The 22,533-nt window shown below is 42.7% G+C and carries 24 protein-coding genes; 16 read left to right on the top strand and 8 right to left on the bottom strand.

What is annotated here, in order from left to right; all coding sequences use genetic code 11:
* Positions 1–139: 139 nt before the first annotated feature.
* Complete coding sequence (locus ACY8DT_RS06995) at positions 140–427, bottom strand: YerC/YecD family TrpR-related protein (protein WP_462422194.1); 288 nt, start codon at positions 425–427, stop codon at positions 140–142.
* 160 nt (positions 428–587) lie between these two features.
* Between ACY8DT_RS06995 and ACY8DT_RS07000 the strand changes: the two genes are divergently transcribed.
* From ACY8DT_RS07000 to hisIE, 9 genes are read left to right on the top strand one after another with little or no spacing between them, the layout of a single operon-like run.
* The gene (locus ACY8DT_RS07000; protein WP_462422195.1) at positions 588–1,391 is read left to right on the top strand and encodes an ATP phosphoribosyltransferase regulatory subunit; all 804 of its coding nucleotides are present in this window, start codon (positions 588–590) and stop codon (positions 1,389–1,391) included.
* Positions 1,388–1,990 carry an ATP phosphoribosyltransferase gene (hisG, locus tag ACY8DT_RS07005; RefSeq protein WP_462422196.1) on the top strand — a complete coding sequence of 201 codons (603 nt, stop codon included), beginning with the start codon at positions 1,388–1,390 and terminating at the stop codon, positions 1,988–1,990. Before ACY8DT_RS07000 ends, hisG begins: the two co-directional genes overlap by 4 nt.
* Positions 1,990–3,225 (top strand): histidinol dehydrogenase, encoded by a 1,236-nt coding sequence (hisD, locus tag ACY8DT_RS07010; protein ID WP_462422197.1) that lies wholly within the window; start codon positions 1,990–1,992, stop codon positions 3,223–3,225. Before hisG ends, hisD begins: the two co-directional genes overlap by 1 nt.
* A gap of 4 nt (positions 3,226–3,229) precedes the next feature.
* Positions 3,230–4,216 carry a pyridoxal phosphate-dependent aminotransferase gene (locus ACY8DT_RS07015; protein ID WP_462422198.1) on the top strand — a complete coding sequence of 329 codons (987 nt, stop codon included), beginning with the start codon at positions 3,230–3,232 and terminating at the stop codon, positions 4,214–4,216.
* On the top strand, positions 4,209–4,787 hold the full coding sequence (hisB, locus tag ACY8DT_RS07020) for an imidazoleglycerol-phosphate dehydratase HisB (protein ID WP_462422199.1): 579 nt from the start codon (positions 4,209–4,211) through the stop codon (positions 4,785–4,787). Before ACY8DT_RS07015 ends, hisB begins: the two co-directional genes overlap by 8 nt.
* Positions 4,784–5,362 carry an imidazole glycerol phosphate synthase subunit HisH gene (gene hisH, locus ACY8DT_RS07025; RefSeq protein ID WP_462422200.1) on the top strand — a complete coding sequence of 193 codons (579 nt, stop codon included), beginning with the start codon at positions 4,784–4,786 and terminating at the stop codon, positions 5,360–5,362. Before hisB ends, hisH begins: the two co-directional genes overlap by 4 nt.
* Positions 5,359–6,060, top strand: a complete 702-nt coding sequence (gene hisA, locus ACY8DT_RS07030) for a 1-(5-phosphoribosyl)-5-[(5-phosphoribosylamino)methylideneamino]imidazole-4-carboxamide isomerase (protein WP_462422201.1) — start codon at positions 5,359–5,361, stop codon at positions 6,058–6,060. Before hisH ends, hisA begins: the two co-directional genes overlap by 4 nt.
* Positions 6,057–6,821 carry an imidazole glycerol phosphate synthase subunit HisF gene (hisF, locus tag ACY8DT_RS07035; protein WP_462419623.1) on the top strand — a complete coding sequence of 255 codons (765 nt, stop codon included), beginning with the start codon at positions 6,057–6,059 and terminating at the stop codon, positions 6,819–6,821. Before hisA ends, hisF begins: the two co-directional genes overlap by 4 nt.
* Positions 6,818–7,441 (top strand): bifunctional phosphoribosyl-AMP cyclohydrolase/phosphoribosyl-ATP diphosphatase HisIE, encoded by a 624-nt coding sequence (gene hisIE / locus ACY8DT_RS07040; protein WP_462419624.1) that lies wholly within the window; start codon positions 6,818–6,820, stop codon positions 7,439–7,441. The genes hisF and hisIE overlap by 4 nt, the downstream gene beginning before the upstream one ends.
* A gap of 56 nt (positions 7,442–7,497) precedes the next feature.
* Here hisIE and ACY8DT_RS07045 read toward each other — a convergent pair whose 3' ends face one another.
* Positions 7,498–8,850: an alanine/glycine:cation symporter family protein gene (locus ACY8DT_RS07045; protein ID WP_462419625.1), complete on the bottom strand. Its 1,353-nt coding sequence runs from the start codon at positions 8,848–8,850 to the stop codon at positions 7,498–7,500.
* A gap of 358 nt (positions 8,851–9,208) precedes the next feature.
* On the opposite strand from ACY8DT_RS07045, the gene ACY8DT_RS07050 reads away from it, so the two are divergent.
* The 7 genes from ACY8DT_RS07050 to ACY8DT_RS07080 all read left to right on the top strand — a co-directional run bounded on the left by ACY8DT_RS07050 (position 9,209) and on the right by ACY8DT_RS07080 (position 15,096).
* Positions 9,209–10,327, top strand: a complete 1,119-nt coding sequence (locus ACY8DT_RS07050; protein ID WP_462419626.1) for a muconate/chloromuconate family cycloisomerase — start codon at positions 9,209–9,211, stop codon at positions 10,325–10,327.
* Between the two features lie 57 nt (positions 10,328–10,384).
* Positions 10,385–11,179, top strand: coding sequence for a dioxygenase family protein (locus ACY8DT_RS07055; protein ID WP_462419627.1), 795 nt, complete (start codon positions 10,385–10,387; stop codon positions 11,177–11,179).
* 65 nt (positions 11,180–11,244) lie between these two features.
* Positions 11,245–11,712 carry a DUF3237 domain-containing protein gene (locus ACY8DT_RS07060; protein WP_462419628.1) on the top strand — a complete coding sequence of 156 codons (468 nt, stop codon included), beginning with the start codon at positions 11,245–11,247 and terminating at the stop codon, positions 11,710–11,712.
* 11 nt (positions 11,713–11,723) lie between these two features.
* Complete coding sequence (locus ACY8DT_RS07065) at positions 11,724–12,557, top strand: alpha/beta fold hydrolase (RefSeq protein WP_462419629.1); 834 nt, start codon at positions 11,724–11,726, stop codon at positions 12,555–12,557.
* Positions 12,558–12,563: 6 nt separating this feature from the next.
* Complete coding sequence (locus ACY8DT_RS07070; RefSeq protein WP_462419630.1) at positions 12,564–13,250, top strand: CoA transferase subunit A; 687 nt, start codon at positions 12,564–12,566, stop codon at positions 13,248–13,250.
* Positions 13,247–13,894 carry a 3-oxoacid CoA-transferase subunit B gene (locus ACY8DT_RS07075; RefSeq protein ID WP_462419631.1) on the top strand — a complete coding sequence of 216 codons (648 nt, stop codon included), beginning with the start codon at positions 13,247–13,249 and terminating at the stop codon, positions 13,892–13,894. The genes ACY8DT_RS07070 and ACY8DT_RS07075 overlap by 4 nt, the downstream gene beginning before the upstream one ends.
* Positions 13,894–15,096, top strand: a complete 1,203-nt coding sequence (locus ACY8DT_RS07080) for an acetyl-CoA C-acyltransferase (protein WP_462419632.1) — start codon at positions 13,894–13,896, stop codon at positions 15,094–15,096. The genes ACY8DT_RS07075 and ACY8DT_RS07080 overlap by 1 nt, the downstream gene beginning before the upstream one ends.
* A 43-nt stretch (positions 15,097–15,139) precedes the next feature.
* On the opposite strand, the gene ACY8DT_RS07085 is transcribed toward ACY8DT_RS07080, so the two are convergent.
* The 6 genes from ACY8DT_RS07085 to ACY8DT_RS07110 form a co-directional block, all read right to left on the bottom strand.
* Positions 15,140–15,919, bottom strand: coding sequence for an IclR family transcriptional regulator domain-containing protein (locus ACY8DT_RS07085; RefSeq protein ID WP_462419633.1), 780 nt, complete (start codon positions 15,917–15,919; stop codon positions 15,140–15,142).
* Positions 15,920–16,003: 84 nt separating this feature from the next.
* Positions 16,004–17,431, bottom strand: coding sequence for an SLC13 family permease (locus tag ACY8DT_RS07090; protein ID WP_462419634.1), 1,428 nt, complete (start codon positions 17,429–17,431; stop codon positions 16,004–16,006).
* 74 nt (positions 17,432–17,505) lie between these two features.
* Positions 17,506–19,563 carry a TRAP transporter permease gene (locus ACY8DT_RS07095; protein ID WP_462419635.1) on the bottom strand — a complete coding sequence of 686 codons (2,058 nt, stop codon included), beginning with the start codon at positions 19,561–19,563 and terminating at the stop codon, positions 17,506–17,508.
* 80 nt (positions 19,564–19,643) lie between these two features.
* Positions 19,644–20,723 carry a TAXI family TRAP transporter solute-binding subunit gene (locus ACY8DT_RS07100; RefSeq protein ID WP_462419636.1) on the bottom strand — a complete coding sequence of 360 codons (1,080 nt, stop codon included), beginning with the start codon at positions 20,721–20,723 and terminating at the stop codon, positions 19,644–19,646.
* 28 nt (positions 20,724–20,751) lie between these two features.
* Complete coding sequence (locus tag ACY8DT_RS07105; RefSeq protein WP_462419637.1) at positions 20,752–21,948, bottom strand: acyl-CoA dehydrogenase family protein; 1,197 nt, start codon at positions 21,946–21,948, stop codon at positions 20,752–20,754.
* Positions 21,949–21,971: 23 nt separating this feature from the next.
* On the bottom strand, positions 21,972–22,526 hold the full coding sequence (locus ACY8DT_RS07110; protein WP_462419638.1) for a Fe-S-containing hydro-lyase: 555 nt from the start codon (positions 22,524–22,526) through the stop codon (positions 21,972–21,974).
* Positions 22,527–22,533: the final 7 nt, after the last annotated feature.

Genomic DNA, 22,533 nt, shown 5'->3' on the forward strand with positions numbered 1-22,533 from the left:
AAATAGGTTGCTTTTAATAATAAACCTCCCCTTATAAAACAACAGTCGTTACTGATGAGTGGTCTGCATAAATAGAATTATCAGCTTTGAACGTATAAGTCATGAGCAATTTCAAAGTTGTGCGAAAAGAATCCATTCTCTAATCCAACCGGTCAATAATTCTGTGGTAACCGTCACTGCCATAATCCAGGCAGCGTTTGACACGGGAAACTGTGGCGCTGGATGCGCCGGTTTTATCCTGAACTTTTTTATATGTGTGGCCTTCTTTTATCATTTTGGCAACCTGGAACCTTTGTTTGAGGGCGATTAATTCATTTGTTGTGCACAGATCATCAAAGAAATGATAGCAGTCTTCCAAACTTTCAAGCTTCAATATTCCTTCAAATAAGTCATCGAGCTCCTGGTCTTTAATATTATCTATTTGCATAAAAATTCCCTCCATTAATAAAATAATCTTATCAAATTACTTTAGCGAATTAAAGTGTTAAACAATTATCCTGACAATCCTTGCATACTGCAGTTATGTTTGTTATTATCAAACTTATTAGTTATTCTTCACTACGCTAAAGTGTTAAAGGAGATTTGTCATGGAGAACTCATTAATTATCAACCGTTTGAAATTAGCACAGGATTACACAGAGCTTCTGGACCAGGAAGATTATCATCTGGTCGATATGAATATGGTGGAGCCTTTTTACATCAAGGATAAGGAACATCACCCTTCAACGATTATTTTTGAAAGAAACGAGCAATTGATGTCAATTCGAAGTGATTGGACGCGTTCTCTTTTAAACTACAATGAAAATTACCAGTTGAGTCACCGCCATTTCGGCTATTTTGGTCCGGTTGTCAGAGGCTATGAAACATTTTACCAGGCGGGTGTCGAGCTGTATGGTCCCGGTGAAGAGGATGTTTTAAAAAGTATCGAAATGCACTTATCATTTTTTGACAGCAAAACAACCGACAGCTACAGAGCGATCGTCGTTAATAACGATGAACTTCTGGACTTGTATATTGAGAAGTACAGCCTGGACAGCGGTATAAAAGATCTTATATATGAAAAAAATATATCCGAAATCAGAAAAGTTCTGGGTGAAGAACATCCTCTCACTGTTTTAATGACTGCCAAAGTGAGTGACCAGATTGATATTATCAATGATGAATTCAGGGACAGTGAAGTTCTCGGTTTTATCAATCACTTAAGAAGTTACCTGGAAGATTATAATATGAAATTCATACTGGATCTATCTTTCCGTTCTCCTCAGTCATATTACAACGGTTTTTATTTCCAAGTGTTTTTAAACCATGATTACCCGCTTTTAAGCGGCGGTGAATACAACAGTAATGCATTCGGCATTGCTGTGAATCTTTCGAATGGAGGTTTGTTATGATTACTGTAGCATTGACCAAAGGCAGATTATTTAAAGATTTTACAGCTTATTTGGAAGATAATGATTTGTCGCAGTATATCAAGCCGTTATCTGAAGAAACCCGCTCTCTATACACAGTGGTTGATAATGTTAAATTCATTTTTGCGAAAGGGCCCGATGTACCGACATATGTCGAAAGTGGTGTTGCAGACATCGGTATTGTCGGCTCGGATATTATTGTGGAGGATGAGTTCAACATACTGAATGTGTCCCAGCTGCCTTTTGGCGACTGCCACTTTTCAGTGGCCGGACTGCCCGGACAGGGAGAGATGAAAACCATCGCAACAAAGTACACAAATGTTGCTTCAAAATATTTCAGGAAGAAGAAGATGGATGTGTCACTGGTACACTTAAACGGTTCTGTTGAGCTTGCCCCTCTTCTTGGATTGACTGACGGGATCGTGGATATCGTCCAGACGGGTAACACACTGAAAGATAACGGACTGATCGAGTATGAAAAAATCCTGGAAATACATGCACGTTTAATCGCCAATAAAAGAACCTTCTATACTAAAGAAGATGAGATATATAAATTTTTGACAGAAATCGGGGTTTTCTAATGGATGCTCTGGAATTTAAAAAACTATTTGAAGAAAGATATGTTGAGAATCAAAGCTTTGACGGAATGAGTGATGTCATCAAAACTTTGGAAGACGTTAAAAAAAATAAAGACAGTGCCTTAAGAAGATACACGGAGAAATTTGATGATATGAAAGTGGATGATTTCAAAGTACCGGCTGAAAAATTAAAGAAGAGTTATGACTCACTTCCAGAAGATGAAAAAGAAGCATTGAAAACAATCAGGCAGAGAATAGAAGATTATCAGAAGACGATAAAATATTCTGATCAGGACGACGGTGAATTCAAGTATGTATACTACCCTCTTGAAAAAGTCGGCGTCTATGTACCGGGCGGTACTGCGCTCTACCCTTCCAGCGTATTGATGACAGTCGTTCCGGCGTTGGCTGCGGGAGTGAAAGAAATCCATGTCACTACACCGACATTTGAAGATGATAACATTACATTTGCTGCACTGTATTTATGCGGTGTGGAAAATGTCTACACTGTCGGCGGCGCCCAGGCAGTCGCAGCACTCGCCTATGGAACTGAAACAATTCCTAAAGTCGATAAGATTGTCGGGCCGGGCAACTATTATGTTGCGATGGCAAAAAGGCTGTTATTTGGAGAGGTAGGCATAGACATGATTGCCGGACCAAGTGAAATCCTACTTTATATAGATGACAAAGTGGATGTGGATTCACTCGTCTATGATATTTTTGCACAGTCGGAACATGATGCCAATGCACGGACGTTCCTGCTCAGTGAAGATGAGGGCATCATTGATCGTATAGAAAACCGGATAAAAGAACTGATTGACGATCAGCCGAGAGCGGACATCATAAGAGCATCCATTAAAGAAAATCATTATGCGGTTGTAGACTACAGAGAAGCACTGATAGACCTGGTAAACCATATTGCGCCTGAACACGTTTCGGTACAGCATAAGGATTCCGGCATGATCGTTAAAAATATCAAATATGCAGGTGCAGTGTTTGAAGGTTACTACTCTCCTGAAGCAATCGGTGATTATGCCGCCGGACCTTCACATGTATTGCCGACAGACCGAACCGGACGTTTCAGCCATGGCTTGAACGTCAATGATTTTTTAACGAGCCATGCAGTCATCTCTTTAAATGAAGAAACATTCCAGGAAATCGCAGGACCGGCGATGACGGTCGCCAAAAAAGAAGCACTTGATGCACATTATCAGTCATTGAAAATTAGAACGGAGTGATTTCATGATTATCATGGACAGAAATACGAGTCCAATATCACCATTGTCGGAGGAAGCGATGATGGAAGTGTTATCAAAAACAAAAATTAATGAGTATCCAAGTGCTGAAATTGATAATTTTAAAAACGTTTATGCGGATTACTATAATATAAACCCGGATAATATTGAAGTTGCCAATGGTTCGGATGAGTGGATCCAGAAAGTCGTCATGACACTCGGGCAGGACGGCGTAATGACAGTGGCACCGGATTTTGTAATGTATGAAGAGTACTCTGATCAGGTTGATGCGAAGTTCACCACTGTACCCGGTAACGCAGACTACAGATTTGATTTTGAGGAAGTTCTCACTCAAATTGATAAAGAAAAACCATCATTATTTTTAATATCAATGCCGCATAATCCGACTGGCCAGCTGTTCAAATACGAGGACCTGGAAAAATTGTCCGGGGCAATGAAGCGTATCGGCGGTTATCTCGTCATTGACGAGGCTTATGCCGAGTTTGGGCCGGCTTTTAAGAAACCGGAAGGCGAACATATTTTAATTATCCGCACTTTAAGCAAAATGTATGGTGTCGCAGGTCTAAGGGTCGGGCTGGTCATAGCACAGGGCGAAACGTTCAAAAAAGTGACTCGGATCAACCACCCCTATCCTGTGAATTCGCTGTCTCTGAATATGGCATCTAAAATCTTTGAAGAAAAAGAAGTTTTGGCGGATTTTATCAACTATCAGAAAAAGTCGAAGGAAATGCTGGAAGAAGCATTCAGTAAAGTGAGCGACAAGGTGAATATCATAGAATCGTATACCAATTTTGTATTTACTTACGGGGAAAATGCAATGGCTTTAGGACAGCATCTTATGGATAACGGCTTCAGATGCAGAATGTACAATAATGAATCACTGAAAAATGTCGTCAGGTATTCCATCATTAAACATGAAGACTACAAGCGTCTGAATGAACTAATTACAGAATGGAGCAATCAGAATGTATGAAAAAGAAAGATCTACTAAAGAAACCCAGATTAAAATAAAGATAGATGATAAAAAATCTTTTAAAGAATCAAGTATTTCGACTAATGTCGGTTTTTTTGACCATATGCTGACATTGCTCTCTTTCCATTCCGAATTGTATCTTTATGTGGATGCAGATGGCGATAATGAAGTCGACGATCACCATACTGTTGAAGATGTCGGAATCATTCTCGGGCAGCTGATCAGAGACTTATATGTTGAAAAAGAATCGTACCAAAGGTACGGCACGACATATATCCCGATGGATGAATCATTGGCACGCGTTGTTCTTGATCTATCCGGCCGCCCGCATTTGAACTTCCAGGCGGAATTTTCAAAGGAGACGGTAGGCGCTTTTGATACAGAACTCGTGATGGAATTCTTCAATGCCCTGAGTATGAACAGCCGTATGACACTGCATGTCGATCTGCTGAAAGGCGGCAACACGCATCATGAGATTGAAGCCATATTCAAAGCTTTTGCACGCAGCTTGAAAGCAGCGCTGCAGGAAAGCGAGTCAGGCATCCCTTCTTCAAAGGGTGTCATTGAATGATAGGTATCGTTGATTATTCCCTGGGAAATATTCAGAACATCAAAAATGCACTGGAAAAGTTGGAGCAGGAATTTATTCTGTCAAGCAGGAAAGAAGATTTAATGGAGTGTGAATCCATCATTTTACCGGGCGTCGGCCACTTTGGAGAAGCGATGAAAACGATTGAAACTTTAGGTATAAAAGAAGACTTGATCGAACTTGCTGAAAATAAACGGATTATCGGCATCTGCCTAGGTATGCAGCTTTTGTTCGATTACAGCACAGAAGGCGACGCCCCTGGGCTGGGTCTTATCAAAGGCACAGTGAGCAGGATAGACACTAAATATCCTGTGCCCCACCTCGGGTGGAATACATTGAACAGCGAGTATGGAGCGCTTGATCAAAAAGATGTGTATTTTATTCACAGCTTTATGGTCACCGGGTCCCCAAATATCATTGCAACAGCTGACTACGGCGTGGACGTCCCTGCTGTTGCACAAAATAAAAATATTATCGGCATCCAGTTTCATCCCGAGAAATCGGGTGACGCCGGAATGGCAATACTGAGTAAAGCAATCGAAGGAGGATTTCAATGAATATCATACCGGCTGTAGATATTATAGATGGTCAAAATGTTCGTCTGACACAAGGCGATTATGATAAAAAAACATCGATGAAACGAACGCCTGAAGAAGCGGTGAAGTTCTATTCGACTTTTGAACAGGTTGCAAGAATCCATATTGTGGATTTGATGGGTGCATTAAAACAAGATGCACTGGAAACGACAATTATTACCAAATTGAAGTCTCTGACTGACCGTCCCCTTCAGATTGGCGGGGGTTTACGAACTTTGGAAACGATAGAGACTTATGACAAGATCGGTATCGATTATTTCATTCTGGGCACGAGGGCGATCATGGATGTCGAGTGGTTGGAAGAAGTGGTCGAACGCTATCCAAACAGAGTGTTTGTGGGTGTGGATGCAAGACAGGATGATATATATGTCAATGGCTGGATAGAAAACAGCAATATTACGATTGATGATTACCTTGCTCAAGTTGAAGGCTTGAAACTTGCGGGCATCATCTATACAGACATCAATAAGGATGGAATGAATCAAGGGCCGAATTTTGAAAATACGAAGCGTATCAATGACCTGACAAAACATACGGTCATCGCAAGCGGCGGTGTCAGAAGCAAAGAAGACTTGGAAAAGCTTGAGTCCATGGGCATTGAAAATGCAATCGTCGGAAAAGCGAGTCATAACGACGAATTTTGGGAGGGCATAAAATGATTAAAAAAAGAATCATCCCCTGCCTAGATGTCAAAGACGGACGCGTAGTCAAAGGTGTAAACTTTGTCGGTCTGAGAGATGTCGGAAACCCGGTAGAGCTTGCCAAACGATATAATGCCGAAAATGCAGATGAACTGGTATTTCTTGATATATCGAAAACGCAGGATGGTCATGAGCTGATGCTTGACGTCATACGTGAGACGGCAAAAGGACTGTTCATTCCACTCACTATCGGCGGCGGCATCAAGAGTGTGGATGATATCAGACAACTGCTGAATGCAGGTGCGGATAAAGTCAGTATTAATTCGGCAGCGATTAAAAATCCCGAACTGATCAAAGAAGCGGCAGATACTTTCGGCAGCCAGTGCGTCTGTGTAGCGATTGATGTCAAATATGACAGTGAGCGGAAAGATTACTACGTTCATACACACGGCGGCAGTAAAAGTACAGACATCAAAGCGTTCGACTGGGTAAAAAAGGTTGCTGGACTCGGCGCGGGAGAACTGCTGATTACAAGCATTGATCATGACGGTGTCAAAGAAGGCTTTGATATAGAATTCTTAAAAGAAGCCGTCAAACTTGTAGATATACCGATCATTGCGAGCGGCGGTGCCGGTAATATCGAACATTTCGTGGAACTGTTCGATGAAACAGATATCTCTGCCGGTCTTGCAGCATCGATATTCCACAATCAGGAAGTGGAAATTAAAGACTTGAAAGAAACACTGGACAAAGAAGGATTTGAGGTGAGACTTTCATGACACCTGATTTTGATAAAGGTAACGGACTGCTGTCAGTCATCCTGCAGGATCATCGGACAAAACAGGTATTGATGAACGGTTTCATGAACGAGGAAGCCTATCAGAAAACCATTGAAGATAACGTCGTATGGTTCTACTCAAGAAGCAAAGAACGATTGTGGAAAAAAGGAGAATCCAGCGGTCACATTCAGAGAGTTAAAGAAATGACTCTGGACTGCGATCAGGACGCACTGCTGATCCAGGTGGAGCCCCACGGGCCGACATGCCATCTGGGCACACAAAGCTGTTTTGGCGATGATTACTTCAGTCTGCAGAGTCTTGAGAAAATCGTTGAAAGTAAAATAGAAAACCCGGAAGAAGGTTCATATACCAAATATCTTACGGATGAAGGCATGGATAAGATACTGAAAAAATGCGGTGAGGAAATGACAGAGATTGTCATCGCTGCAAAAAATGAAGATAAAAAAGAAGTCATTGATGAAACAAGCGATCTGTTCTATCACCTGCTTGTGATGATGCAGCAGCAAGGAGTATCTTTAAAAGAAGTTGAAAAGAACCTGGAAGAACGCCACGGTGAAACACTGACCTATAAAGTGCGGGACGATATAGAAGAATGGTAATGGAAAATGAAAAAGCAGCCTGCAAAATTTTACAGGCTGCTTTTTCATTTATAAATTTAACTTATTCCCTGTTCTTTCTCTTTCTTTCTTATATCTATGAAGATCTTGGTCTCAGCAACTACGACACCGGATAACAATATCAGTCCGATCAAGTTCGGCACGGCCATCAATGCGTTAAAGATGTCTCCCAAGTTCCAAACCGTCTCAAGTGACATTGTTGCTCCAGGCACGATTGCAAGTACAAAAATCACTCTGTATAACATCGTAAACTTAGAACCGACCAAGTAAGTGAAACATTTCTCTCCGAAGTAACCCCAGCCTAAAATTGTTGAGAAGATGAATGTCAGCAGTGTTATTGCTACAACATAGTTACCTAGACCCGGCAGCATCATTTCAAATGACTGTGCTGTCAGTGCAGCACCTTCGGTACCTGACCCGTACATATCCGCCATTACTAAAGTGATACCTGTAATCGAACAGACAATGATAGTATCGATAAATACTTGAGTCATTGAAATCAGAGCCTGACGTGCAGGTACATCCGTTCTCGCAGCAGCTGCAGCGATACCGCCTGTACCAAGTCCTGCTTCGTTTGAGAATAAACCACGGGCGACCCCCATACGGATTACCGTACCAAGAGCACCACCGGCAACTGCATTTCCTGTAAAGGCATCAGTAAATATCAAGCCGATAGCTGAAGGAACAAGATCGAAATTTAAAACCAAAATTGCAATACCGGCAATCAAGTAGAACACAACCATAAATGGTACGAGAACACCGGCAGTACGGCCGATACTCTTGACGCCTCCCAATAATACGGCGCCAACCAGAACAGCCATAATTACACCAGTCACCCATGTAGGGACGCTGAATACATCAAGCGCAACACCTGATGCTGCGTTGGCCTGAATCATATTTCCAATACCAAAAATTGCTGCGAAAACTGCAAATATGGCAAACAGTACACCTAACCATTTTTGACCGAGCCCGTGTTCCAAGTAATACATCGGTCCACCGGACATTTCTCCTTTAGAGTTTTTCTGACGGTATTTAACCCCGAGAATACCTTCTGAATACTTGGTAGCCATACCGACCAGCGCGGTCATCCACATCCAGAATACTGCGCCGGGACCACCAATTACGACAGCTGTAGCCACACCGACGACGTTTCCGGTACCGACAGTGGCTGCAAGAGCCGTCATCAATGCTTGGAAATGTGAAATGTCCCCTTCACTTTTGTCGTCTTGTTTACTAAAAGCTTTCTTCAAAGAATAAGGCAGCATTCGAAAAGAGAAAAATGAAATTCTAATCGTTAAAAATACCCCTGTGCCCACTAAAAATATAATCAACGGCAGTCCCCAGACAAAACCGCTGAGCTGGGCTGTAATATCAGCAAACCATTCACCCATTGTTAAACATCCCCTTTATTATGTATTCTCAACAAACATATATTGTTTCTCAAAAAATGTCAATATTGTGAATAAGGAGATATATTCTTTTAAAGTGTATTTATTTCACGCCATGCAATTAAATTACATATATTATGTAATGTTTATTTCATGTGCATTGATTTAGAGTGTGAATCAGCATGTTATATATGAAATTACTGACAAAAATTTCATTTTCGAGATACATCAAATAATATTGTAATTTTCTAATTTAAAATTTTCAAATTATTTATTGACAACGCTTTCACCTACCCATATAATGAATCTGTGTTCGAATAACATATTTAAGTACTATTTTCGTACAAATGGAGGTGTGAAAATGGATAATATTTTTATCGACAGTGTAGATACTTACATTTGCGATCTGCCTGTAAAACGGCCCCATCAGCTTGCGATGACAACCATTACTACGCAGGCAATTGTAATCGCAATCATTAAAGATAAGTCCGGAAGAACCGGTGTTTCTGAAGTTGCGACCATCGGTGGTGCCTCATACGGTGACAGTACTGTAGAAGCAATCAAAGCCAATGTTGATAAGTATATCGTTCCGCATCTGATAGATCAGGACCCGATGAAGTTCAATAGGATAATGACTACAGTTGCCAAACACGTCAGAGGCAATTACTTTGCCAAAGCTGTCATAGAAACGGCTTTGATTGATCTAGCTGCAAAACAACGTGAAATTCCAGCTTACGAACTGTTCGGCGGAAAAATCCACGATTCCCTTCCATTGGCATGGACGCTTGCGAGTGGAGATACCGGGAAAGATATTGAAGAAGCAAAAGAGATGCTGGACACCAAAAGACATAATATTTTCAAGTTGAAAATTGGACATGGTGATCCTGAAGCCAATGTCAATCATGTAGGAGAAATCATCAAAGCTGTTGGTAACCAGTCCAGAATAACTGTGGACATCAACCAGGCGTGGGATGAATACACTGCATCCAAGCAAATCAGAGCTTTGGAAGAAATGGGCGTATCCATGATAGAACAGCCGCTTCCAACATGGAACTACGAAGGCATGAAGAGATTGACCGAGAAGTTCGACGTCTCAATCTTGGCTGATGAATCGACCACGTCACTGCATGATACATACCGCATCATCAAAGAAAGAGCAGGAGATGCTGTCGCACTGAAGCCTGCAAAGCATGGCGGTATTATGGAAACGAAAAAAATTGCAGGTATTGCTGAAGCTGCAGGTTTCGGAATATACGGCGGGACGATGATCGAGTCCACAGTAGGTAATGCCATCGCAGCGAGTGTCTATTCGACGATACCAGAATTTAAATTCGGAACAGAAATATTCGGTCCGCTGCTTTACCAGGATAAATTGACTCTGGAAGATATCAAAGTTGAAAACTTCGAGATTCAGATATCCGACGAAATCGGGTTTGGAAACACTTTGGATTACGACAAACTTAAGCACTATATGAGATAAACAAACCGTTTTGTGGTTGTTATATAAAATATAATTATATTAATAGGAGTGTTAATTATGACAGTAAACAATCAGCTGCCAACGACTAAAAACGAACGTGTTGAAGAGGTGTTTGATATATTCATCAAACACATGCAGGAGTTTTTCGATGAAGCGAAACTGAACCATGAAGAATATACGAACTTTGTAAACTGGGCAGACCGTTTAGGTAAATCGGGCGAACTTCCATTATATGCAGACGTATTCCTGGAAACGCACGTATTACAGTCGATGTATACCGTATTACCGGGTACTCAGCCTTCCCTGCTTGGACCGTACTATGTTGAAAATGCACCATTTGTAGAGCCGGACGAGAACGGTGTTGTCGAGTTGCCGCAGCGTGAAGATGAAGAAGGAGACCTATTCTACTTCAGTGGCACAGTTAAAAACGTTGACGGCGAAGTACTTAAAAATGCAGAAGTTGATTTCTGGCAGAATGATTCATCAGCCAAATATTCAAACTTTGATTCAGATGCACCTGACTTCAACTTACGCGGACGTTTCGTAACAGATGATGAAGGTAAGTTTACAGTGAAAACATTCCTGCCGCTGCCATACTCGATTCCGGATCAGGGCCCTACGGGTGAGTTCCTGGGTTATATGGATCAGCACCCGATGAGACCGGCGCACTTACACATCATGTTCAAGGCAGAAGGCCACGAAACGTTGATCACTCAAGTATTCTTTGAAGGTGATGAGTGGATGGAGACGGACGTTGCGCAAGGTGTACGTGAAGAACTTATTACAGATCCTGTAGACAAAGGCGGACACAAAGAATCACATCTGGAATTCGTACTTCGTAAAGATAACTAATGAAAAATTCTGGGCATGGAAACATGCCCTTTTCGTATTCATATCAATAATTGGAGGAATGAATTGTGAGAGAGTTACCAGAACCGAAACTATCACTTTTAGGACATATGGAATTATCAGTGGCAAAGCCGCATCTGCCGAAGAAAACACCAATAGGAAACCGCAGAATCATCCAGGTGACCGGTGGTAAATTCGAGGGTGAATATTTTAATGCACAAGTACTTCCGGGAGGAGATGACTGGATTACAGTACGCGAAGACGGAACGATCATCCAGGACGTCCGAATTACTCTGGAAACGGATGACGAAGAAATCATTCTAATGACTTACAGAGGTATCAGAACCGGAGAACGGTCGGTTTTAAACAGTTTGGACCGGGGAGAAGAAGTGGACCCGAATGAATATTATTTCAGAACGAACCCTGTATTTGAAACCGGAAGCGAAAAATATCACTGGCTGAATAACAGAATATTCATCTCCAACGGCATCCGTATGCCGGAAGGCGTCAGTTATTCAATCTATACAGTCGAATAGGCGGTAAAATAATGAAATTAATCAATACTGAAGATAAACAAATCAATGTCAATATCACTACACACCCGGAAAGTAATGTCTTATTAATTTTTATACATGGGTTAACAGGCAATTATTTGCAGATGCATTATTTCCAAAATTACTTTAAAAGTAAATATAATACGCTGAGCTATGACTTGAGCGGCCGGGGCGACAGTACATTGCAAAGTGACCCGACTGATATTCATCAGCACAGTAAAGATTTACTCGAAATCATAGAGTCATTGGAACATGACAATATTGTTTTGACCGGGTATTCCATGGGCGGCTATATTGCAGTGGATGTTGCAGGTCAGACTTCAAAAGTGAAGAAGGTCGTACTTTTGGATGGCGGCGGTGAAGCGGATGAGAACACAAGAAGCCTCGTTCTGCCATCGCTTGGCAGACTTGAAAAAACTTTTGATTCAAGAGACGAGTATCTTGAAATGATGAAGAAGTCCTACGGTGCGATGGGAATTGAATGGAGCGAAGTCATGAATCAGGTCATTGATCATGAAATCACTCATATAGAAGATAAGGTTCATCACAAATCGGATTATGAACTGACCAAACAGGATTTTGAGAGCTTTTATAAGTTCCCATTCGATGAAGCATACAGCAGTATTGAAGTACCAGTATTCCTGATCATTTGTACCGGTGCCATAAAGGATGATACAGCACTTTTCAGTAAAGAAGGATACGACAAAATGCTTAATACTGTTAAAGATATAAATTCTACAGTGATAGATATCAATCATTATGAAATTGTATTCAATGAACAGAAATATTTAAATGAACAAATAGAAAATTTTTTAGACGAGGAGTAATTTAAAATGGAATCAAAAATAACTGATTTAAAATCTGCTCTTCAACCGGTTAAAGATGGAGATACACTGATGGTCGGCGGTTTTGGTCTGATTGGTGCACCGCTTTCTTTAATAGATGAGTTGACAAAGCTTGAAGTTAAAGAACTGACGGTAGTGAGCAATAACGTCGGAGAAGCAGGGAAAGGACTTGGAATCCTACTGGACCAGGGCAAACTGAAAAAGGCGATCGGTTCATATTTCACAAGTAACAGAGAAGTGGCCAAATGGTATAACGCAGGTAAACTGGAGCTTGAACTCCTGCCGCAGGGTACTTTAGGCGAAACTATACGTGCAGGCGGTGCTGGAATCGGCGGTTTCTATACCAAAACGAGTGTAGGTACAGACCTCGCAAAAGGTAAGGAAACAAAGGAGATTGACGGTGAGGAATACGTATTTGAAAAGGCGTTGAAGTCGGATGTATCTCTTGTACGTGCGCATAAGGCTGACAAACTAGGCAATCTTGTTTATTACAAAACAGCCCGTAACTTCAACCCGATGATGGCGACGGCAGGAAAATACGTTGTTGCGGAAGTCGATGAAATTGTTGAAGTGGGAGAACTGAACCCCGAGGAAATTGCCACTCAGCATATATATGTAGATAAACTTGTTTTAGCGGAACAAATTTTAACTAAAGAAGGAGTGGTTCAGAAATGAGTGTAAAAGATATGATTGCTGAACGTGCTGCCCAGGCTTTAGAAGAGTATTCAGTAATAAATCTTGGTATCGGCATCCCTACTCTTGTAGCAAACTATTTGGATAAGGAAAAATTCTATCTGCATACAGAGAACGGCTTGTTGGGCGTGACTTCTGTTGCCGAAGAAGACATCGATCCGAACATTGTCAATGCTGGGAAGCAGCCGGTCGGTGAAGCGACAGGCGCAAGCTATTTTCACAGTGCTGACTCATTTGCGATGATCCGCGGTTCACATGTTGATGTTGCGATACTTGGTGTACTGCAGGTGGATGAAAGCGGCCAGGTTGCAAACTGGGCGATTCCGGGCAAAGATATCATCGGGGTCGGCGGTGCCATGGATCTGCTTGTCGGTGCAAAAAAAGTGATTATCACAACCAATCACACTGCTAAAGACGGCTCGCCGAAATTCCTGAAAGAATGTACTTTTCCGATTACATCCACAAGACCGATAGATATGATAATTACAGACCTTGCTGTCTTTGAAAGGAAAGACGATACGTTCGAATTGATAGAATTAATGGGCGAAACGACACTGGAAGAAGTTGCAGAAAAAACAGAAGCATATTATACAGTGTCAGAATCACTTAAAAGGAGTGCTGAATAATGACTGAGGTTGTCATAATAGATGCAGTAAGAACACCGATCGGAAGATATAAGGGTGCGTTGAAATCAGTAAGGCCGGATGATCTGGGTGCCATTGTCATCAAAGCGCTTGTCGAAAGAAATCCAAATCTTGATGTCAATCAGATAGATGAAGTCATCTTTGGCAACGCCAACGGTGCCGGTGAAGAAAACAGAAACGTGGCACGGATGTCTGCACTGATTGCCGACCTGCCTGAAAGTGTCGCAGGGACAACTGTAAACAGATTGTGCGGCTCAAGTCTAGACTCTGTTTCAATGGCTGCCCGTTCAATCATGACAGGTGAAATTGATATCGCAATCGCAGGCGGAACAGAGAGTATGTCGAGAGCGCCTTTTGTCATGCTGAAGCCTGAAAAAGAATTCCCGAGAGGCAATATGGAAATGGTGGATACGACGATCGGATGGAGGTTCCCGAACCCGAAAATCGAGTCCGAACATGGTATTGATTCCATGCCGCAGACGGCTGAAAATGTTGCACAGAGATATAATATCACTAGGGAAGAACAGGATCAGTTCGCTTTTGAAAGCCAACAGCGCGCTAAAGCGGCAGTGGAAGCTGACCGGTTTAAAGAACAGATGGTGCCTGTAACGATCACTGACCGTAAAGGTAACGAAACAATTGTTGATAAAGATGAGCACCCGAGACCTGATACTTCACTTGAGAAATTGTCACAGTTACGCTCCATTTTCCCTGAGGGTACAGTGACAGCAGGGAACGCATCAGGTGTAAATGACGGCGCGAGTGCGCTTTTGGTGATGAGCAAAGAAAAGGCTGAAGAAATGGGATTGACGCCGCTTGTCAAATACACATTCTCTGCAACCGCAGGAGTGGAACCGGCTGTAATGGGACTTGGCCCGATAGATTCTACAAAGAAACTGCTTGAGAAAACAGGACGGACGATTTCAGATATCGGTCTTATGGAACTCAACGAAGCTTTCGCTTCCCAGTCTATAGAATGTATCAACCAGCTTGGCATTGACAGAGAGATTGTCAACGTAAATGGCGGTGCCATAAGCTACGGTCACCCACTGGGTGCAAGCGGTGCGCGTATATTGACAGATTTAATCTATGAAATGAAACGCCGTAATACTAAAACAGGACTTGCGACGATGTGCATCGGCGTCGGTCAGGGTATATCATTGATGGTAGATAATATAGAATAAATAAAAAAAACAGCTGACCGGATTTTTTCCGATCAGCTGTTTTTTAAAATGGCAGCTCTATTTCCGTATTACGGCTGATTAAATCTGCAGTTTCAAGAAGAGGGGTTAAATAATTATCTTCTACCTCTTTTCTTGTCGTCTGTGACGAGTTGGTCGAACAGTTGATTGCTGCAATCACTTCTCCCCGCATATTGCGGATAGGCGCAGCGATGGACATCAGACCGATTTCAAGTTGATCTTCGCTGATTGCCCAGCCGTTTTTACGTATTTCTTTGAACTCTTTTCTCAAATCCTCTTCTTTGTATGTCGTGTTCGGTGTGAGTGCCTCAAGTTTTGCGGTTGCAAAAAACTCCTTCAGTTCTTCTTCATTTTTTTGTGCAAGCAGTAATTTGCCCATTGAAGTTGCGTAGGCAGGCAGATGTGTACCGATATTGAGTGAAATATTCATGATTTTATTGGCAGGCACACGTCCGATATAGACAATCTCTTCGCCGACTAATTTAGCGATGGAGCTTGATTCATTGGTCTGTTTTGATAATTCCCGGAGGAGTGTCGATGTAATTTCCCAGCTGTCTCTTGCAGTCATGTACGAATAGCCAAGAGATAGAACTTTGGGTGTTAAATAAAATCGATTATCGAGCGCCTGAGCATAACCCAAGTTGACCAGAGTAATCAAAACACGTCTGGCGGTCGGTCTTGATATATCAGTTAATTTTGCAGCTGAAGATATGGTCAAGTGATCGTTGCCGTCAAAAGCTTCAATTACTTTCAATCCTTTTGCAAGTGTTTGGAGATGATCTGCATTATTAAATTCCTGTGTCATAGTAACCCCTCTATTGTACGATAATAAGAATTTTGTACTATTATTATAACATTTTTATGATGATAATTCCTTCGAAATTCTACATTACGGCCAGAAACCAATCCACTGCCAATAAGTATATGCCACCAGTGTAATAATAAAAACACTCGCAATTGTCGAGAGTATACCTGGCAGCAGAAAATCCTGCTGTTCCACCCTTCCTGTACTGTGGGCCACGACATTGGGCATCGTTTCCACCACCAATATGAAACCAAGCAATAAAGTGACAGCAGAAAGGACGGACATGACCACGGGATCCAACCCTGACTGAGCGGACAGACTGATGAGCACCGGCAGTAGAGTGATTACAGCAGTTGAAACGTTTGTCACTCCCAGGTGATACAGATGTGAAATCAGTACTGTAATGGGTATTGCAAGCCAGGGATTGCTGAATATCTCCACTATGACCGGAGGTGACACCAGAACCTCAAGTAAATCTATCGCTCCGGATTCAATCAGAGAATAACCTAGCGATAATGTTGCGCCAATCAACAGGACGATTCCGAAATTAATGTTAAGCAGTTTTCTCCATTCTACAAAACCGACACTGGGAAGAGCCATCATGATGACTGCAAACAATGCACCAAACGTAGGGTGATATCCGTGCCATGACTCTGTCAGCCATATAAGAATCGTAATGACCAGGATCACTATGCATTTTATTTCATCAATGGCTATTTTTCCAATTGCCGCATTCTTTTTCTTCATCTCTTTTTGTAACGTCTTAAATGATTCATCTTCTTCAGGCGGATAGACTTTCCATATGATATACATGACAACAATGACAAGAAGTATCCATATCGGTGCAGTATATATGAACCATTCCAAATAAGAAATGGAGACGCCGACATATAACCGCAGAAGTTCAATGGTCAGTATATTACCTATGGCAGCGGTAAGTACTGCCACACCGCTTATACTGATGCCGAAAGCAGTGCCAATGTACAACAGTTTATTGAAGTTTGAATTTTTCCCGACATCGGTTTCTTTAATGATGCTGTCCAGAACAGGCACCATCAAGGAAGCGCGTACAGCAGTCGCAGGAATGAAAAATGCCTGAATCTGATTGATTATACCGACCCCGATGTAAATACCCTTAGCTGAAGATCCCGTCGTAGCCAGCAGAGAGTATGTCATCCGTCTGATGAGCGGTGTGTGATTGACGCCGATTGCCATCATCATTCCGCCGATGATCAGAAAAACTGCAGGAGAACTGAAGCCGCTTAATGCAGTTTCTATGTCCACAGGTCTCAGCAATATCAACAAACCTAAAACCACCATGGAAGTCAGGCCGATCGGAATCGGTGCAAACGCCCATAAGACCAGGCCGTAAACCATGATGGAGATTGTGGCCCTTTCAGACCACGCGATATTTTCAGGAAGAAAATATAAAACAGCTAAAAATAAGACTGTCGCTGCAATTAAAATAATAATCTGACTGAGGCTTATTTTTGATTTTTCATTGTTTGCCATATGGAGCCACTCCATTTAATTATATGTAAAGAAATACAGCATAATTAAATGCTGTATTTCTCAAGGTTTATTATTCAGGTCGTGTCCAGGTTGTCCCCGTTTTCAGCTGAAAGCTCTTTTTGATGCGGTTCTCTTTTATTTATAAATTTCTGAATAAGGAAAACAACAACGACTAGCCCGATAGCAATACTGTCTGTGACGATTCCTGAAAGCATCAATAGTAAAGCAACTGCAATCAGTAATATTCTTGTGTACCATGATGCCGTTTTTTTGAAAATCCAGCCTTGAACAGCTGCTGCCAGGAAATAAACACCCAAAAGTGCTGTTATAACAGCTAATATGATAGCTACGGTATCATCACTTAACAGAAGCAGTTCCGGACTGTAGAAGAGCATGAACGGTACAATAAATGCTGCCAATCCAATCTTGAAAGCTTCTCCGGCGGTTCTCATCGGATCGGTTCCGGTGATTCCGGCGGCTGCAAATGCTGCCAGTGCAACCGGCGGTGTAATTGCCGAGATTACTGCATAATAGAACACGAACATATGTGCAAGGATCGGCTCCATGCCCAGATTGACCAGGCCGGGAGCTACAACGGAAGCGGCAACTGCGTATGCAGCTGTTGTCGGCATGCCCATCCCAAGAATGATGGATAACAGCATTGCAAATATCAGAGCAAACAGAATGTTGTTGTCGGCAATTGTCAAAAGCATTGTACTGAATCTCTGGCCGACACCGGTCAATGCGATTACACCAACGATAATGCCGGCGCTCGCGACGATTGCAATCAGCTGCAGTGAATTTTTCATACCGAGTTCCAATGCTTCAAGTACTTTCATGATGCCCATACGCGTCTCTTTCTGAACCAGGCTGAGCACGAAACATGAAACGATACCGACTGTACCTGCAAATATTACACTGTACCCGCTGACGAGCAGGAAAATCAGTAAAATGACAGGGATGAACAAGTATGCTTTTTTAACCAGGTCCGGAATGTTAGGCAGAAGTTTGCGCGGGACCCCTCTCAAATCATCTTTTAAAGCCTGAAAGTCGACCATAAAGTATACAGAGACGAAGTATAGTACTGCCGGGATAATGGCATAAATAATGATTTCAGAATAAGGTATGCCTGTAATCTCTGCCATCAGAAACGCACCGGCGCCCATGATCGGCGGCAATATCTGCCCGCCGGCCGAAGCTGTTGCTTCTGTTGCAGCGGCAAATTGTGGTCTGTATCCCGTCCGTTTCATCAAAGGAATTGTCAATGAACCTGTCGCAACCACGTTCCCCGCTGAAGTACCATTAATCATACCCATTAAAGCAGAAGCGATAACTGCTACCTTGGCAGGTCCGCCGCGCATCCAGCCGGCCAGTCTGAAGGCCACATCGATGAAGTACTGGCCGACACCTGACATCTGCAGGAAGGCCCCGAATATGATGAACAGTATGATATACCTGGATGATACATCGGTAGTCACTCCGAATACACCGTCAAGGCCATATATATAAGTGACGAACCTTTCAAATGAATAGCCGTTATGATTCAGGATTCCCGGTAAGTACGGTCCGAGAAACGAGTAGGCAATAAATACCCCGGCAAGAATCGGCAGTGTCCAGCCGCTTGTTCTTCTTGTTATTTCCAAAACAAGCAGGATTCCGACTGTAGAAACGATGACATCCATTGTTGTAGGTGTAACACCAAAGCGGAATACGATTGTAGTCAGATTTTCAGCTATGTAATATCCAATGAATATTGCAGCTGCAATGAGTATCCAGTCAACTATTGGGATACTATTGGATTTCGATTTCCAGCCTTTATAGAACATGAGAGTCAATACTGTGCCAAACACAATATGAGTACTTCTGAAGACCCAGGGATCGATAGGGTTAAAGTTAAGAATATAAAGATGGTATAAGGCGCCAAATACGGCGATAGCCATAAACAAATATCTCTTCCATCCCGAGAAGCTTCTTGTGGATTCAGAGTCTTCCAGAGCGTCTTCGACAACTTCAGTATCAATCTTTTTGTCTTCGTCAAAACCAGTCTCTTTCTCTCGCGTATCTTCATGGTGTTCACTGTTTAGCTGTTGCTTTTCTTTTTCATCATTAATATCTTGATTCTTATTGTTCAAAGTTATCCCCCCCTTATGCTTACATAACTTCAGCCGACAAATATCGGCTGAAGTTGTAAGCAAAGTCATCCAATGACACTTTACTCGCTGTCTTCTTCGTCTGAATCTTCACCTGTATCGGCACTGCCATCCCACTCATCAGGGTAGACTTCCTCAGGAAGTTCTACACCAATCTCTTCATAGTACTGAATTGCGCCGGGATGCATCGGATAATCGGTGTTATTCGTAATCACTTCAGGATCTTCTGCTTCAGAAGCAGAGTTGTGAGTGTTGATCATCTGATCAATATTTTCGTGATAGGCTTTTACAAGATCATATACGAATTCAGAATTTGCTTCTTTCTGCACTACACCGTAGTTGAACTGAGCAACTGTTTCGATGTCGGCATCCTGAGAATCATAAGTGTCTTCAGGGATGGTGAATTCCTTAAAGTAAGGCAGCTCTTCCATCACCTCTTCACGGTTCTCCCCGTCGATACCATAAATGTTAATATCAGCCTGCGTTTCTGCTTCTACAACTGCTGAAATCGGAAGACCTGCTGAGAAACCGATGTGTTCAAGCTGGCCGTCGAGCATCTGTGAAACCATGTCACTCGCACCTGCTGCAACCTGGTCGCCAGTTTCAATGCCAAGTACATCATAGATGATCGGGTTGTAAGTGCCCGGTGTGCCGCCTGATGGGCCGACACCTACACGCTGACCTTCATGGTCTTCAATGCTCTCTACACCTGTTGATGATAGAGAGAACCAGTTGAACGGTGTATCATACATCGGGAATATTACACGGATATCTGTAAATTCCTGTTCTGCCCACTCACCTTCGCCTGTATATCCTTCATAAAGCGGTCCTTCTGTCACCATGCCGAGCTGTACATCATCAACATCCAGCAGTTGAATGTTATGTACAGGGCCCCCGGTCACTTCGACGTTTGAAGTAACATCAAGGTGTTCTTCAAGCAGTGATGCAAGTCCGCCGCCCCAAATGTAGTAAGTACCGCCCTGGGATGCCGTCCCGATCGTCACTGTTGAAGGATAGTCATTTTCCTCAAACTCTGCATCCGCTTCTGCTTCTCCTCCACCATCATCTGTCCCTTCATCTCCACACGCTGCAAGAACCACTGCGATAATCATTGTGCTGAACAATAACCAAAATTTCTTCATTTTAAAAACCCCTTTATATTTTAGTTGCTCAGTATGATCTTGGCATACCAAGCACATGTTGCCCAATGTAAGAAAGAATCATATTGTTATTAACCGGTGCCACCTGGTACATTCTTGTTTCTCTGAATTTGCGTTCAATATCATACTGATCGACAAAACCATTTCCCCCGTAAGTATTAATTGCTACGTTGGCCGCTTCCCAGCTTGCCTCACTGGAAATCAATTTAGCAGTGTTGGCCTCCTCTCCGCAATTTTCGCCTGTATCAAATTTTTCTGCCGCCTTATATCTCAGAGCATCGGCCGCCATGATTGATGCATAAGCTTTGGCAATTGGAAACTGGACTCCCTGGTTCTGTCCTATTTTCCGGTTGAACACTTCTCTTTCGCTGGCATATTCAACCGAACGGTCAATGAAAAAGTAACCATCCCCGATGCTTTCCGAAGCGAGCAGAATTCTTTCGGCATTCATTCCATCCAGGACATATTTAAAACCACTTCCTTCCTCGCCGATGACACTGTCAAAGGGTATTTTCATATCTTTGTACCAGATTTTATTTGTTGCGTAGTTGAACATTGTCCTGACCGGTTCAACTTCCAGGGAGCCGGGCTGGTTCTGCCTGATTTCCCTTAAATCAACGAGGAATAAAGTCATCCCTCGTGATTTCTTCTCGACTTTATCAAGAGGGGTGGTTCTGGCTAGTAGAAGCAGCAGGTCGGATTGCTCAATACGGCTGGTCCAGTTCTTATGTCCGTTGATTACATAGCCGTCATCAACCTTCTCTGCGAATGTTTCAATCGCTGTAGTATTTGAACCGGCTTCCGGCTCTGTGATAGAGAACGCCTGCATACGGATTTCACCGCTTGCTATGCCCGGCAGATACTTCTCTTTCTGTTCTTTATTACCGTGTCTGAGAAGCGACCCCATCGTGTACATCTGAGCGTGACATGCAGCTGCATGACCGCCTGCTCTATGTATTTCTTCTAAAATGATCGTCGCTTCTGTCAATCCGTAGCCTTTACCGCCATATTCTTCCGGAATAAGTACTGATAGGTAGCCCGCCTGGGTTAAAGCATCGACAAACTCCTGAGGGTACTTCCGTTCCGGATCCAGCTCTCTCCAATATTCATTTCCAAATTTTTCACACAGTTCCCTCACTTCTTTGCGCAGCTTAAGTCTTTCTTCTTCACTTAATGTGATCGTCTCTGATGGCAATAGATCGCTCATTTATATCCCCCTAATATATTTTTTCAGTTGTTACTGAATGATTGTTGTGAACTTTTGTAGAAGTCATTGCCCTCACTGTCATGAATGACAATGCATGGAAAATCTTTAACTTCGAGTCTGCGGATGGCTTCTGTACCTAAATCTTCATATGCAACGAGTTCTGAATTGATGATTTTTTGGGCGAGCAATGCGCCTGTACCGCCGATTGCAACCATATAAACCGCTTTATTATCTCTGATGGAGTCTATGACCTCTTCGCTCCGGTAGCCTTTTCCTATCATCCCCTTCAGCCCATGTTCCAGAAGTGCCGGCGTGTATGCATCCATGCGGCTTGAAGTTGTGGGTCCTGCCGAACCTATGGCCTGTCCGGGTTTTGCCGGTGTAGGACCGACGTAGTATATGACCTGTCCGTTGAGATCGACAGGCAGTTCTTCGCCGTTTTCAAGCTGTTCGGTCATGCGCTTATGCGCGGCGTCTCTCGCTGTGTATAAAGTGCCGGATAACATTACTGTGTCCCCGCTCTTCAGTTTTTCAATATCATCGTCTTCAAATGGAACTGTTAAATGTATCTCAGCCATACTGTCC

Source organism: Salinicoccus sp. Marseille-QA3875 (genome assembly GCF_054950095.1).